The following is a 14,871-nucleotide window of genomic DNA, read 5'->3' as shown; positions in this document are numbered from 1 at the left end:
AAAAATATAAGTTTTGAAAGGGGATGCATTTCATGCGCAAAAAGAAAGGCATGGCCATTCTAAGTTTAGTGATGCTTGTCTTTGGGTTGGCTCTTGCAGGATGCAGCAACGGCAGCGGGGACAAAACCGCAAGCGGAAGCGGCGGAGAAGGAGAAAACAGCGGCGACGACCAGGGAAAAGTGACGATTACGCTTACAGGCTGGCAAAGTAATCCGGTCGAGCAAAAGCGGTTAAAGGAAGTCGTAGCCGCTTTTGAAGAACAAAATCCGAACATTCACGTGGAAATTGAGGCTATCGCCGAACAGTATATGGACGTATTGAAAACGCGTCTTGTCGGGGGAGAAGCTGGTGATGTTTTTTACTTGGACGCATTTGAGGCGCCTGCACTTATTCAAAAAGGCGTCATTCAGCCCCTTGATGAATACGTTACCGATGATTTCGACATTGAAGATTTTCAGGATCCGCTGTTGAACGCGTTTAAATTCGACGGAAAGATATACGGATTTCCAAAAGATTATTCGACGCTCGCGTTGTTTTACAACAAAAAAATGTTTGCGGAAGCCGGTATCGAAGAACCGCCGACGACATTCGAACAATTGAGGGCGGACGCCAAGAAATTGACGAACGGCAAGATTTACGGGTTCGGTGTCGCGCCGGAATTGGCCCGCTTGTATAACATCGGCGAAGCGAAAGGCGGCGAGATCATTAAAGACGGAAAGGCCAATTTTGCTTCGGACAAAGTCGTTTCCGCCTTGCAGCCGATCGTCGACATGCATTTGAAAGATAAAACCGCAGTCGTTCCTTCCGAAGTCGGTACGCAAAATACCGGTGACGCTTTCGGGCAAGGCAAAGTGGCGATGGTGCTTGAAGGACCGTGGAACATTCCGTATTTCAAAGAGGCATTCCCGGATCTTGAATACGGGGTGGCCGAACCGCCGAAATTTTACGGCAAGAAGACGACGATGGCTTTTACCGTTGCTTACGTTATGAACAAAGCGTCGGAACATAAAGAAGCAGCTTGGAAGTTAATTTCGTATTTGACCGGAAAAGAAGGTATGAAAAAATGGACGAAAGGCGGCATCGCGCTGCCGACGAGAGAATCGGTCGCCAAAGAGCTCGGTTATGAAAACAGCGATTTGCGAGGACCTTTCGTTAAGAGTGCTTCGTATGCGACCGTTTGGCAGGACGGTGTTAATTTGCCGGTTGTGACAACGAACTTCAACAACATGTTTACGAGCGCTTTTCTCGGCGAGCAGCCGTTGGCGAAAGCTATGAAGAAAGGACAGAAACAGGCGAACGAAGCGATAGCTAACAAGTAAACCATCACGCGAAGAGGGGGAATATCCCCTTCTTCGCATAAAAAGGAGGCATGCGCATGTTCAGCAAGAAAGCGAGAGAAGCCGGTCAAGGTTACTTGTTCGTCTTGCCCGCCGCCTTGACGATTCTTGTTTTTATCCTGATCCCGATTTTTTATGCATTGTTTCTTTCTTTCAACGATGTTGAATTGCTCGGCGGCACCCATTTTGATTTTGCCGGATGGAAGAACTATGAAAATATTTTCGATGATACGCGGACGAAAATCGCTTTCTTGAACACGGCCAAATATGTGGCTATCGTTGTTCCGTGCCAAACGATTCTTGCTCTGTTCCTGGCGGCGATGCTGAATACGGGCTTGAAGGGGCAAAGCTTTTTTCGGGTGCTGTTCTTTTTGCCAACGCTTACTTCTTCCGCCGTGTTGACGTTAATTTTTATGTGGATGTACAACAAATACGGACTCATCAACTATTTGTTAAGCTCTGTCGGTTTGCCCACGTACAACTGGATCGGCAACCCGGACATCGCTTTGTATTCGATTATGATAATGAACATCTGGTCGACGGCTCCGTTTTTTATGGTGATTTATCTTGCCGCGCTGCAAGATATTCCCGATAGTCTTTACGAGGCCGCGGAATTGGACGGTGCGGGTCCTGCGAAGAAATTCATGCATATTACGGTTCCGATGCTGCGACCGATTACTTCTTTCGTCATTATCATGGGTATCATTGGCACCTTTCAGTTGTTCGATCAATCGTACATTTTCTCAAACGGATCCGGCGGGCCAAACAATTCAACGTTGACCGTCGTCCTGCTCATTTATCAATATGCTTTCAAATCGCTGGGAACGATGGGATTTGCGGCAGCGATTGCGTTTGTGCTGGCATTGGTCATTTTCCTGGCAACCGTGCTTCAGCGGAAATTCTCCAAGGAAGAGTCCGTGTTTTAATTTCGCGAATGAGTAAGGCAATAAAGGGGGACTTTCGAATTGAATCGGCGTAAGATGAGCAGCAAAAATGTATTGTACGTTTTCCTTATCGGTTACGGCATTGTCACGCTTTTGCCGTTTCTGTGGGCGCTCGCTTCCTCGTTTAAAACGTTTGCGGAAGTTTCCAACGGCTCTGTGAGCTTGATTCCGCATCCATTCACGCTTTCAAACTATGAAAAAATTTTCGTCGAAGAAGAGTTGTTTCCGCGTTGGCTTCTCAACAGTTTGTTCATTGCCAGCGTCGGCACGTTGTTAAATTTAATTTTCAATTCGATGTGCGGTTACGCGCTTGCACGATTACGATTCCCCGGGCGGGCAGGGATGTTTTACGCCGTGTTGGCTGTGTTGATGATTCCGTTTCAAGTAACGATGATTCCGTTGTATTTGATCTTATCGCAACTCGGCTGGTTGAATACGTATCAAGGGATGATTGTTCCAGTCATGGTTAATGCCACGTTTATTTTCATGATGCGGCAATTTTTCGTGAATTTCCCGAAGGAACTTGAGGAATCTGCGGAAATGGACGGACTGAGCAAGTTCGGCACGTTTTTTCGGATTGTCTTGCCGCTGGCGAAACCTGCGCTTGCCGCTCAAGCGATCTTCGTATTCATGGCGATTTGGAATGACTTCATGAGACCGTTGATCATTTTGTCGGACAACGAGATGTTCACGTTGCCGCTTGGGTTGAATCAATTCAAAGGACAACATTACAGTTACTGGAACTTAATCATGGCGGCCTCAATGGTCTTTACGTTGCCGGTTCTCGCCATCTATGCGTTTTTCAATAAGTTTTTCATTAAAGGGATTTCTTTCACCGGAGGAAAATTTTAAGTTCTTCGGTCGAAAGCTCCCTTTTTTTGTGCCAAGATTAGAGAAGAAAGGCAGCATCTTTCAAAAATGTTACGTGAAACTGAAACCGTTTCGTCCCGGGTGTCGTCAAACCGGGTGAAATGCAAGGGACGGGGGGCAAGGGGATGGATCAAGACTCGATCAATTCCATTCCGGAAGGGTGTGACCGGCGGCAGGTGAACGATTCGGAAACCGTCGTTGTCGCTCTTATGGAAAAATACGGATCCGATTTGAAAAAGTTAGCCTTTACCTACGTCCGTGATTGGGAAAAGGCAGAAGACATCGTTCAAGACGTTTTCATTGCCTGTTATGAAAACTTAAACGACTTTCGCGGCGATTCCACGTTCAAAACGTGGTTATTCCGGATTACCGTGAATCGATGTAAAGATTGGCTGAAATCGTGGCCGTTCCGTCATATACACCTTGGTAAACCGGCATTTGAACAGGAGTTGGCGAGTGCCGACGCTTTGCCGGAGCGGGAAACGGTAAAAGCCGATGAAAACCGGAAATTGGCGGAAAAGGTTATGGCTTTGCCGTTGAAGTATAAAGAGGTCATCATCTTGCATTATTATTCCGGGTTGAAAACCGAGGAAGTGGCGGAATCGTTGAAAACGAAAGCGAATACGGTGCGAACCCGGCTGCGGCGCGCACGCGCACTGCTGAAAAAAATGTACGAGGAGGACGGGTGCCATGGAAAATCAATTGAATGAGTTGCGAACGGTTCTTGATGAGACCATTTTTCAGGACGGCGAATTGAGCGAACGCGCGAAGAGCGAAATTCGCGATAAAATCAAGCGCAAGCGGCAATCTGCGTCGCCGAAAACCGTTCGCCGTTTCGCTCCGTGGATCAGGCCAGTCTTAACTACAGCGGCTGCCTTGCTGATTTTTGCCTGCGTCGTGTACTCGTCCATTTCTCCTGAGAGCCGTAATCCAACCATCCAAGAAGGGCATCGCGGGGCAGCCTTTCCGTATCCGGATTTGCTGTCCAGCGAACATGGACAATACTATATCCTTTCGGTGAAAAAAAACGGGACGAAAGGCTCATCGACGGTGTTCAATCATCTCGGCGATCTTGATAACGTTATTGATGGTGTTCAGGAAAACAATTTGGACGCGGCGCGGCACGGGTATCCGAAACTGAACATTCCGCGGGCACCGTACTTTTTTGTCTTTGACGAAAAAGGCGTCGTCCTTCAAACGGGAGATGAACGACAAGTGCTCGACTTTTTGAAAAATCGTTTTCCTTATCCGAGCTTATTGTCAGATAAGGAAGGGAAATTTTTCGCGCTTCTCATCGGCGACGAGGCGATCGAAAGTTTTCAACATAAGCCTGCAGTGCTTGACGAAATGCTTACCGGGGTATGGCCGATGCAATTGAAAGCTGCGCAAAGAGCATTTGCCGAGTTGCACATCGATAAATCCCCGACGTACATGTTATTTGATACGAACGGCATCGTTTTGCGAACAGGTGACTTGGAGGATGCCCTTGATTTATTGCAAAGTCATTATAATCAAGCCGAAAGCCATTTTCCTTACAAAAATTTATTGTCGGATCGCACAAGTAAGCTGGCGGCGCTCGTCGTCGACGAATCGCCCGGGGCGGTTTCCTTTACCCGGACTGGAGTCGGACCGAACCCCGTGGTTGCGCAAATGTCAGAAATGGCTCCGCAGCAAGCTAGAACGGCTTATCCGAAATTGCAAATTCCGAAAACGGGACCGTATTACGTATTCTTCAATTCGCGGGAAATCGTGTTTCGGACGGACAGCGAACAAGAAGCCGCGGCTTTCGTCAGAACGAAGCAGGAGGCGGCACTGAACGAAACGTTTGCGCCGGTGCTGCAAAAGGCAGACGTCCGTTTTCAGAAAATCGTTTCGGTACAACCGTATGATGCCGATTTAAATGATGTGCCCGAATCGGCATTTATTTTCTACATGAACGAAGATCGGCGTATGGTTGCCGGCCGCTTGGAACGCAAAGGCGGGACTTGGACGTGGGTGAAAGGTTCCGCGCATCGATGGACGTCCGATCATTCATTTGACATGGTTCCCGGCAAAGGACCGGTGCAACTTCTTTACGGCGTTTATGGCCCGGAAATTGCGAAAGTTCGAGTGGATGGACATGAACCGAACCGCGTGCTTCTCGATTCAGGTAAGACGCTGTGGTTTTCCGTCGGTGACGATTTCAATGCGGTTACCGGTTATAAAATTGGAGGTGAAGTTGCGTTCACGAAGTCTTTTACCTCCGATGATGAGAAAGCCGAGAACGGCGCAAGTTTCAAAGCGTTTTATCAAAACGATCGGCCGCATGCTTTTATCGACTTTTATTTGACTGACGCTGAGAAAACAAAAGTTCGCGATACGCTTGCGCAGCTAGGTGTTGATGACTTGGACGGTGCATCGTTCCTTCCGACGGAAGTACCGAAGGGAACGGAATTCACGGGAGTTGCCATCGCGAAAAGCGATTCGAAATATTACGGTCCGCGCGGCCCGTTTCTTGTGCTGCGATTCAACACGTTCCAAATTTCTGTGCAAATTCCTGAACCGAGAGGAGGCGTGCGAAGGAAAGGCACTCGAATCACGACAATGGCGATCGAAGGCGGGAAAGCGCAATGGTACCGGAGGTCGAATGCCGACGGCGCCTATTATGCCCTTGATCTGTTCCAAGAGAGGTGGATATCCATTTCGTCGCCATTGAAACGGATCTCGCATACGGACGTTGAAAACATTGCGGCATCATTGATTTCTTTGAAGGAAGCGTCGACGAAATAACTGTAAATAAAATTGCGGGGATTTGCCTGTGCAGCAAGGGATCTGGCTGCTGGCGAATCTCCTTTTTCAATTTTTTTGGAAAAAACCATTGATTATTGAAGCGCTTTCAACTATAATTTTTTGTGAAATCGATTTCAGACATCATTGCGTGAACTGAAATTTCTTTTCAGGGGGTGTTACGCAAGAGGAGGCGCCAATGGCTACGATTGGAGATGTCGCAAAACTTGCCGGCTTGTCAAGGGCAACCGTATCAAGAGTGATCAACAATCATCCTTACGTCACCGAAGAAAAGAAAAAACTCGTCGTCGACGCGATGGAACAGCTCGGATACGTTCCGAATTCCATTGCACAGCAGTTGCGGAGACAGACCGTCACGACGGTGGCTGTCATTGTCCCGCGAATTTCCAACCCTTTTTTCAGTCTTCTCGTTGAGGCGATGGAACGTGAAGCGGCACGACAAGGGTTTCAATTGATCGTTTGCCAAACGCAAATGGATAAGCACCGCGAATTGGAGTATTTAGGATGGCTTCGCAAGAAGCAAATCGGCGGCATCATTTTTGCTTCTACCGAAAACCGGTGGGAAGAAATCAAAGATTACGCGAGTTTCGGGCCGGTCGTGTTTTGCAACGAATATCCGGACCATACCGATGTGCCGATCATCGGGCTTGACCAATTCGAAGGCGGATATCTGGGCACCCGTCATCTCATTGAGAAGGGGCACCGGAGAATTGCTTATTGTGGAGGCAGCGACAGCGTGACCAATATTCGTGAACGGAAAAAAGGGTTTGACCATGCGCTGCAGGAAGAGAACTTGTTTTTCGATGAGCAGTGGTCGTTTTCCGGCGTATACGACAGTTTCGACGGGCAAAGGGTCTTCAGGGAAATAATGAAACTCTCGCCTCGTCCGACGGCCGTTTTCACGGGGAGCGATCAAGTGGCGGCAGGAATGATCAAGGAAGCTCGAAGCCAAGGTGTTCGGGTTCCTGATGCGTTTGCGGTGATCGGATTTGACGATCAGCCGATCGCGGAATTGATGGATCCGACGATCACGACGGTATACCAGCCGGTAGAGGAAATGGGAAGACGGACAATGGAATTGATGATTCGCATCATCAGTGAAGGGCATCCGTCGGAGCAAGCCAGCGCGGGGCTTTCGCTTCGCGTAGTGGAACGAGAATCCACGTAAACTTTTGCGGAAAGAACACAAATGAACGGGAGGAAATGGAATGCGTACAAAATGGATGAAGCTTTTTGTATTGGCCCTTGCCTTAGTGACGGCATTGGCTGCTTGCGGGTCGAATTCAACAAAGACATCGTCAGGGGATAACAACGGCGAAAGCAACAACGAATCAAGTGAGAATACAGGTACTGATACTTCCGGAGAAGATCAAGGTTCTGACAAGAAAGTAACGATCGTTTGGGCGCACGGAAAAGATGAAACCGATACGACGCAAAAGCTGATCGAAGCTTTCGAAAAGAAATATCCGAACATAACGGTCGATTACCGCGAATTGCCAAACAATTCGGGCAAGCAGCATGACCTTTACGTAACGCAACTGAATGCCAAATCTTCGGAGATTGATGTATTCAATCTTGACGTTGTATGGCCGGCGGAATTTGCGCAAGCAGGTTACTTGCTTCCGCTCGACCGGTTCGCCCAACAGGACGGCTATGATTTGAGCATTTACAACCAAGGGGCGCTGAGTGCCGCCAAGTTTAAAGGAAAGCAATGGGCTTTGCCGTTGTTTACTGACGTCGGCCTTCTGTTTTACCGGAAAGATATCGTCAAGACTCCGCCGAAAACGTGGGACGAACTCATGGAAATGGCGAAAAAGTACAAAGGGGAAAAAGGCACGAAATTCGGCTATGTGTATCAGGCAAAACAATATGAAGGACTTGTCTGTAACATCATTGAATATGTAGCCTCTTACGGCGGACAATTCGTGAAGGACGGCAAGGTCGTCGCTGACAGCGAAGATACGATTCAAGGCATTGAAAAAATGGCTGAAATTACGCAATCCGATTTCGTACCGAAAAACATCACTACTTTCACGGAACCGGAGACTAACCAGGCGTTTATTAACGGTCAAGCTGTGTTTGCCCGCAACTGGCCGTACATGTGGGAAACCTCGAACGACGAGTCGGCTTCCGAAGTTGCTGGAAAAGTCGGCGTAGCCCCGCTGCCGAAAGGCGATGCAGGCATTGCGTCAGCACTCGGCGGATGGATGGTCGGCATCAACAAGTATTCCGAGCATAAGCAAGCCGCATGGAAATTAGTAAAATTCATTTCCGGTCCGGAAGGGCAAAAGATTCGCGCCATTGAAGGCGGCAAAATTCCGACGATCCCTTCGGTCTTGGAAGATGAAGAAGTGTTGGAAGCGAATCCGTTCTTCGCGAAAGAAGGATTCCAAACGGCGGTCAACCATGCTGTAGCCCGTCCGGTCGCTGCCAACTACCAGAAGATTTCGAGCGATATTCAAATTCAAATTTCGAAAGCGATCAGCGGTGAAATTTCGGCGAAGGAAGCTGCGACGAAATTACAAAGCCAGCTGACAGCGGACATGAGCAAATAATTGGAAACCTTGCATTAGCCTCTGCCTTGTCGGAGGCTAATGCTCCATTTACTAGCTTGACAGACAGCGAGAAGGAGGTGGCGGCAGTTTGAAGCAGCAAAAGCCGTTAAAGAAACAATCTGATTGGAAACCGGCCTATTTAATGATTGCGCCGTCGTTGCTTTTGATCTTGATTATCGCGATCTACCCGGTCTTTCAATCTTTTTATTATAGTTTGTTCGATCTGCGTTTGAACGAACCGACGAAATCTTCGACTCATTTAAACTATGAGCTTAATTTATACGTATATTTGCAATACGAACCGTTTTTGGTGGACGGCCTGGATAAACAAATCAAGACGGCATCAGCTCCAGTGAAGCAGAAACTTCAGAACGTTAAAGAAGAGCTGACGGAATTGGACGATCAGATAAAGGAAGATGCCGGGGAGGCCTATCAAAAGGTTTATAAGATGTTTATGAACTACGAAACGCCTTCGGACGAACTCTCGCTCGTTGAAATCAGCGGAGAAACGGCATCCGAGTTTCAAAAGACGATCGCTGATTTAAACGAAAAACTATCAACCTTGGAAGCTAAAAAAACGACCGACGATTTGAAGCAGATTGCCGAACTTGCATCCGGGTTGGAAGGCGCCATCATCGAACCGAATTTTATCGGCCTCGATCATTACTGGACGACATTTTCCAACGATCGGACATGGCATGCGTTATGGCATACGTTTCTATTCACTATCATCAGCGTAGCTGCTGAATTTTTATTCGGATTCGCGATTGCCCTTGTCATCAACAAAGCGTTTTTCGGCAGAGGGCTCATGCGTGCGACAGTTTTAATTCCGTGGGCGATTCCGACAGCCGTCAGTGCGATGATGTGGAGTTATCTTTATGACGGTCAGAACGGAATCGTGGCAAAGTTCTTTGAAACGATCGGTATTGTTCCTGACATGGCGACTTTGATGACGACGGATGTCGGTGCAATGTTTGCCGTCATTTTAGTCGACGTTTGGAAAACGACACCGTTCATGGCGTTGTTGCTGCTGGCAGGATTGCAAGTCATTCCGAAAAACTTGTATGAGGCCGCAGCCATTGATGGAGCGAGCAAAGCGAAGCAGTTTTTCCAAGTGACATTGCCTTTGATGAAATCGAGTATCTTGGTAGCGCTCTTGTTCCGTACGTTGGAAGCTTTCCGTGTATTCGACCTCGTCTTCGTCTTAACGGGTGGAGGACCCGGCAATTCCACGGAAATGATTTCGGGGTATTCGTACAGGGTGCTGTTTTCGCAGCAAAACTTCGGCCTCGGTTCGGCGCTGGCGATTATCGTCTTCCTTTGCGTCGCGTTGATTTCAATCATTTACATTAAATTTCTCGGTTCCGATTTGCTGTCGGACAGTTCGAAGACGTAGGAGGTGGAGTCATGGAGAAAAAAGCAAGTCCTTTGTTTTACGCGTTTTTAATCCTGTTTGCCTTTGTGATCATGTTCCCGTTTTTGTGGGTGTTTTTAAGCTCGCTTAAACCGCCTTCGGAATTGTTCGGGGTAAACGCATTCGATCCGTTTGCTGACAATCCGACGCTGGCCAACTACAAACATGTATTTTTGGACCACCCGTTTTTGGATTACTTGAAAAACAGCTTTGTCGTGGCCGGAGTTACGACGGCTTACACCGTTTTCACTGCCTCGTTTGCGGCATACGCGATTGCCCGGCTGCAGTTTCGCGGCAAAGCGATCATCCTCGGACTGGCCTTGTCGGTTTCGATGTTTCCGCAAATCGCGACGGTGGCCCCGATCTTTCGAATATTATTAAACGTCGGCTTGACGAACAGTTATCTCGGGTTAATCATTCCGTACACGGTGATTACTTTGCCGTTGTCGATATGGATTTTGGTCACCTTCTTCCGTAAAATTCCTTACGATCTCGAAGAGTCTGCCAAGATCGACGGAGCGTCTTTGATGCAAACGTATTGGCGGATCATATTCCCGCTCGCTGTGCCCGGACTGTTTACGACGGCCATCCTCGTGTTCATCGCTGCTTGGAATGAATTTTTATATGCGTATACGATCAATACGGCGCCTGCATATCGGACGGTTCCGGTCGGCATATCTTTGTTTCAAGGACGATTTACGATTCCATGGGGCGGGCTTTCCGCCGCCACTGTCGTCGTGACGGTTCCGCTCGTGATCCTTGTGCTCATTTTTCAGCGCCGAATCGTTTCCGGCTTAACGTCCGGATCGGTTAAAGAATGATAGAATGAATACTGGAATACGAACATAAAAAGGAGTGGATCATCGATGAGAGTCACCGTTTGGAACGAAAATCGCCATGAGCAAAGCAATCCCGAGGTGAGCCGAATTTATCCGGAAGGCATTCACGGAACAATCGCCGGATTTTTGCAAGAAGCCGGCATTGACGCCAAAACGGCTACGCTTGACGAACCGGAGCACGGATTGAGCGAAGAAGTGTTGCGCGAAACCGATGTATTGCTATGGTGGGGGCACGTCGCCCATGAAGAGGTTAGCGACGAAGTCGTTGAACGCGTGCGTCAACGGGTGTTGGACGGCATGGGACTACTCGTGCTGCATTCCGGCCATTTTTCGAAAATATTTAAGCGATTGATGGGGACTTCCTGTGATTTAAAATGGCGGGAAGCCGGCGAAAAAGAGCGGCTTTGGGTCGTCGACCCGTCCCACCCGATTACGGAAGGCGTCGGACAATATTTTGAACTCGAGCACGAAGAAATGTATGGGGAACATTTTGACATTCCAAAACCTGATGAATTGTTGTTCGTCAGTTGGTTCGGCGGTGGAGAAGTATTCCGCAGCGGATGTACGTTCCGGCGCGGTCAAGGAAAGATTTTTTATTTTCGGCCCGGCCACGAAACACATCCCACGTACCATCAACCAAATGTTCAACAGGTGATCGTCAATGCGGTTCGCTGGCTGAAACCAACGACCGAATCGAAACCGACGTACGGCAATGCGCAACCGTTGGAACAAATTCTTTAAAATTGAAGAAGGAATTGTGCAACGATTGCAGAACCTGTTTAAGAGTTTTTTTATTTTGTCATTTGGGGAGTGATACGGTTTGGGAAAAATTCGCGTGGGGATGATCGGCTACCAGTTTATGGGCAAAGCGCATACTCATGCTTATCGTGACGTGCCGTTTTATTTTGGGAGCGACACGGAGCCGGTGCTGAAAGCCATTGCCGGACGCCGCGAGGAGGCGGTAAAGCAAGCCGCAGAAGAAATGGGCTGGCAATCCTATGAAACCGATTGGAGACGGCTGCTCGAGAGGGATGATATTGATTTAATCGATATCGTGACGCCGAATAATACGCATGCGGAAATGGCGATTGCGGCTTTGGAAGCCGGGAAGCATGTGCTGTGCGAGAAGCCGTTGGCAATGACGGTGGAAGAAGCCAGGCGGATGGCAGAGGCGGCCGAGAAAAACGGTGTCGTCCACATGGTATCCCACAATTACCGGTTTGCTCCGGCGGTTCAATATGCGAAGCAATTGATCGCCGAAGGCCGGCTGGGAAGAATTTATCACATCCGCGCGCAATATTTGCAAGATTGGATCATGGATCCTTCGTTTCCGCTCGTTTGGCGCTTGCGCAAAGAGGTCACCGGTTCAGGTGCGCTCGGTGATATCGGCGCCCACATCATCGATCTTGCACGCTTCTTGATTGGTGAGTTTTCGGAAGTGTCGAGCACGATGGAAACTTTCATCAAGCAGCGCCCGCTTGGGGAAATGAGCGGCGGGCTGAACGCCGAATCCGAAGGAGGCGCGTTCGGTGAAGTGGACGTCGACGACGCATCGGCGTTTCTGGCGCGCTTTGAAAATGGCGCGCTCGGCGTATTCGAGGCGACCCGGTTTGCTGCAGGCAACCGAAACGGGAACCGTTTTGAAATTAACGGGGAAAAAGGTTCGGTTCGCTGGGATCTTGAGAATATGAATAATTTGGACGTCTATTTCACCGACGATGAACCAGGACAGCAAGGGTTCCGCACGATTCATTGCACGGAAGAACAACATCCTTATGCGGGTCGTTATTGGCCGGCTGGTCACATTATCGGCTACGAGCATACATTCATTAACTTAATTCATGAACTGCTCCAAGGCATTGAAAAAGGCGATTCGCCGGCACCGAATTTTGTAGATGGTTTGCGTAACCAAATCGTGTTGGATGCGGTGGAACGTTCAGCGCAGGAAAGAAAATGGGTGGACATCAAGCATTCGTAGTCATGCCTAGGATTTTGGACGAGTTGTACGAAATCCAGGCAACATTTACGTGAATACTTACTCAGGAGGGAAATCATGACAGACAAATTGAAAGTGGGCATTATCGGTGCGGGCGGAATTGCGAGAGGCGTCCACATTCCGAATTATTTAAAGTGCAGCGATCGCATGGAGCTGGTTGCGATCGCGGACGTCGTTCGCGAGAATGCGGAAAGAACTGCAGGGGAGCACGGCATTCCGAATGTGTTTTCCGATTACGAGGAAATGCTCGGTCAGGTGGACATTGATGCGGTTAGCATTTGCACACCGAACAAGTTTCATGCTCCGGCGGCAATTGCTGCGTTGAATGCTGGCTGTCACGTGCTCTGCGAAAAACCGCCGGCGATGACGGCTGACGAAGCACGTCAGATGGAGCAGACGGCCCGCGAAAACGGAAAGATTCTTACGTATGGCTTCCATTATCGTCATGCGCAAGAAACCGAAATGCTGAAGCGGTTCGTCGACGCCGGGGAACTCGGCGACGTGTATGCAGTCAATGTGAAAGCTGTACGGCGCAGAGGCATTCCGGGCTGGGGCGTCTTCACGAACAAAGAATTGCAAGGCGGCGGCCCGCTGATCGACATCGGTGTACATATGTTGGACACCGCGTTGTATTTAATGGGTTACCCGGAGCCGGATACGGTATTTGGAGTGACGTATCAAAAACTCGGAAACAAGCAAGGCGTCGGCTTGTTCGGGGAATGGGATTGGGAGAATTTCTCGATCGAAGACATGGCGCGAGGCATGATTACGTTCAAAAATGGAGCTTCGATCCTGCTGGAAACGGCTTTTGCAGCCAATGTAAAAGAAAAGGATACGATGAACGTCACGCTGATGGGCGAAAACGGAGGCGCGGACGTATTCCCGTTGAACATTTATCAAGAGAAACACGGATCGCTCATTGACATAACGCCAGCTCATCTTCCTAACAAAGACAGCTACGAGTTGGAAATCGAACGTTTCGTTGACGCATGTCTCGGCGGAACGGCGCCGATCAGCACGGCCGAGCAAGGCGTAGTCATCCAACAAATCATCGAAGGGTTGTATCGTTCAGCCGAGACGGGCGCAGCCGTCAAGCTCGGGGAAAAAGCAAAAACCGGAGGGATGTAAGGATGAAACTCGGAGTTTTTACCGTACTTTTTTCCGACCGATCGTTTGAAGACATGCTTGATTATGTAAATAATGCAGGATTGGACGCGGTTGAAATCGGGACCGGCGGCAATCCGGGGAATGCGCATTGCCCGCTGGACGAATTGTTGGCGGACGAAGACAAGCGGAAACGGTATCAAGAAGCGCTCGATCAGCGCGGGTTGACGATCAGTGCGTTCAGCTGTCACGCGAATCCGATTTCGCCGGATGAAGCGTATGCAAAGGAATCGCGGGAAACGTTCGAGAAGACGGTGCAGCTGGCGGAACAGATGAATGTTCCGGTTGTGAACTGTTTTTCGGGGACTGCCGGAGACCATGAAGGGGCGAAATACCCGAACTGGCCAGTTACGCCGTGGCCAACGGAATACGGCGACGTTCTCAAGTGGCAATGGGAAGAGAAACTGATTCCTTACTGGAAAGAGGCGGGCCGGTTTGCCGAAGACCATAACGTAAAAATCGGCTTGGAATTGCACGGCGGCTTTCTCGTTCATACGCCGTATACGATGTTGAAGTTGCGTGAAGAAACGTGTGACGCCGTCGGCGCCAATCTCGATCCAAGTCATATGTGGTGGCAAGGCATCGATCCGGTTGCCGCGATCAAAATTCTTGGTAAAGCCGGCGCGCTTCATCATTTTCACGCGAAAGACACGTTCATCGATCAAGAGAACGTGAACATGTACGGCTTGACGGACATGCAGCCATACGGAGAAGTGCAAACACGTGCTTGGACGTTTCGTTCCGTTGGATGCGGCCACGACTTGAAAGAATGGTCCGACATGATCAGCGCCTTACGGACGTATGGATACGATTACGTCGTAAGCATTGAACATGAAGATCCGCTTATGTCGGTGCAAGAAGGATTTGCTACGGCGGTGAATCATTTAAAGTCGGTTTTGATTCGGGAAAAGCCTGCCGAAATGTGGTGGGCGTAAATGGCGGGGAGGCTCTCCCCGCTTTTATTT

General features: G+C 49.1%; 13 protein-coding genes. All 13 read left to right on the top strand.

The window, feature by feature from the left end:
• The first annotated feature begins 32 nt into the window (after positions 1 to 32).
• The 13 genes from VFK44_04575 to VFK44_04515 all read left to right on the top strand — a co-directional run bounded on the left by VFK44_04575 (position 33) and on the right by VFK44_04515 (position 14,841).
• Entirely contained in the window at positions 33 to 1,319 is a 1,287-nt protein-coding gene (locus tag VFK44_04575) for an ABC transporter substrate-binding protein (GenBank protein ID HET7627648.1), read from the top strand.
• 56 nt (positions 1,320 to 1,375) lie between these two features.
• Positions 1,376 to 2,263 (top strand): sugar ABC transporter permease, encoded by an 888-nt coding sequence (locus tag VFK44_04570; GenBank protein ID HET7627647.1) that lies wholly within the window; start codon positions 1,376 to 1,378, stop codon positions 2,261 to 2,263.
• 54 nt (positions 2,264 to 2,317) lie between these two features.
• Positions 2,318 to 3,133 (top strand): carbohydrate ABC transporter permease, encoded by an 816-nt coding sequence (locus VFK44_04565; protein ID HET7627646.1) that lies wholly within the window; start codon positions 2,318 to 2,320, stop codon positions 3,131 to 3,133.
• Positions 3,134 to 3,276: 143 nt separating this feature from the next.
• Positions 3,277 to 3,861, top strand: coding sequence for a sigma-70 family RNA polymerase sigma factor (locus tag VFK44_04560; protein ID HET7627645.1), 585 nt, complete (start codon positions 3,277 to 3,279; stop codon positions 3,859 to 3,861).
• A complete protein-coding gene (locus VFK44_04555) occupies positions 3,842 to 5,920 on the top strand; it encodes a hypothetical protein (GenBank protein HET7627644.1) in 2,079 nt (692 codons plus the stop codon). Before VFK44_04560 ends, VFK44_04555 begins: the two co-directional genes overlap by 20 nt.
• A gap of 196 nt (positions 5,921 to 6,116) precedes the next feature.
• Complete coding sequence (locus VFK44_04550) at positions 6,117 to 7,106, top strand: LacI family DNA-binding transcriptional regulator (protein HET7627643.1); 990 nt, start codon at positions 6,117 to 6,119, stop codon at positions 7,104 to 7,106.
• 40 nt (positions 7,107 to 7,146) lie between these two features.
• Positions 7,147 to 8,493, top strand: a complete 1,347-nt coding sequence (locus tag VFK44_04545; protein ID HET7627642.1) for an ABC transporter substrate-binding protein — start codon at positions 7,147 to 7,149, stop codon at positions 8,491 to 8,493.
• A 142-nt stretch (positions 8,494 to 8,635) separates the two neighbouring features.
• Complete coding sequence (locus VFK44_04540) at positions 8,636 to 9,889, top strand: sugar ABC transporter permease (GenBank protein HET7627641.1); 1,254 nt, start codon at positions 8,636 to 8,638, stop codon at positions 9,887 to 9,889.
• A gap of 11 nt (positions 9,890 to 9,900) precedes the next feature.
• Positions 9,901 to 10,728 carry a carbohydrate ABC transporter permease gene (locus VFK44_04535; protein ID HET7627640.1) on the top strand — a complete coding sequence of 276 codons (828 nt, stop codon included), beginning with the start codon at positions 9,901 to 9,903 and terminating at the stop codon, positions 10,726 to 10,728.
• A gap of 45 nt (positions 10,729 to 10,773) precedes the next feature.
• On the top strand, positions 10,774 to 11,487 hold the full coding sequence (locus VFK44_04530) for a ThuA domain-containing protein (GenBank protein HET7627639.1): 714 nt from the start codon (positions 10,774 to 10,776) through the stop codon (positions 11,485 to 11,487).
• A gap of 100 nt (positions 11,488 to 11,587) precedes the next feature.
• Complete coding sequence (locus tag VFK44_04525; protein HET7627638.1) at positions 11,588 to 12,724, top strand: Gfo/Idh/MocA family oxidoreductase; 1,137 nt, start codon at positions 11,588 to 11,590, stop codon at positions 12,722 to 12,724.
• Positions 12,725 to 12,799: 75 nt separating this feature from the next.
• On the top strand, positions 12,800 to 13,870 hold the full coding sequence (locus VFK44_04520) for a Gfo/Idh/MocA family oxidoreductase (protein ID HET7627637.1): 1,071 nt from the start codon (positions 12,800 to 12,802) through the stop codon (positions 13,868 to 13,870).
• 2 nt (positions 13,871 to 13,872) lie between these two features.
• The gene (locus VFK44_04515) at positions 13,873 to 14,841 is read left to right on the top strand and encodes a sugar phosphate isomerase/epimerase (GenBank protein ID HET7627636.1); all 969 of its coding nucleotides are present in this window, start codon (positions 13,873 to 13,875) and stop codon (positions 14,839 to 14,841) included.
• Positions 14,842 to 14,871 lie beyond the last annotated feature (30 nt).

The sequence above is a fragment of the Bacillales bacterium genome, assembly GCA_035700025.1.
GTDB lineage: Bacteria > Bacillota > Bacilli > Bacillales > DASSOY01 > DASSOY01.
This window is presented reverse-complemented; position numbering and strand designations above follow the sequence as displayed.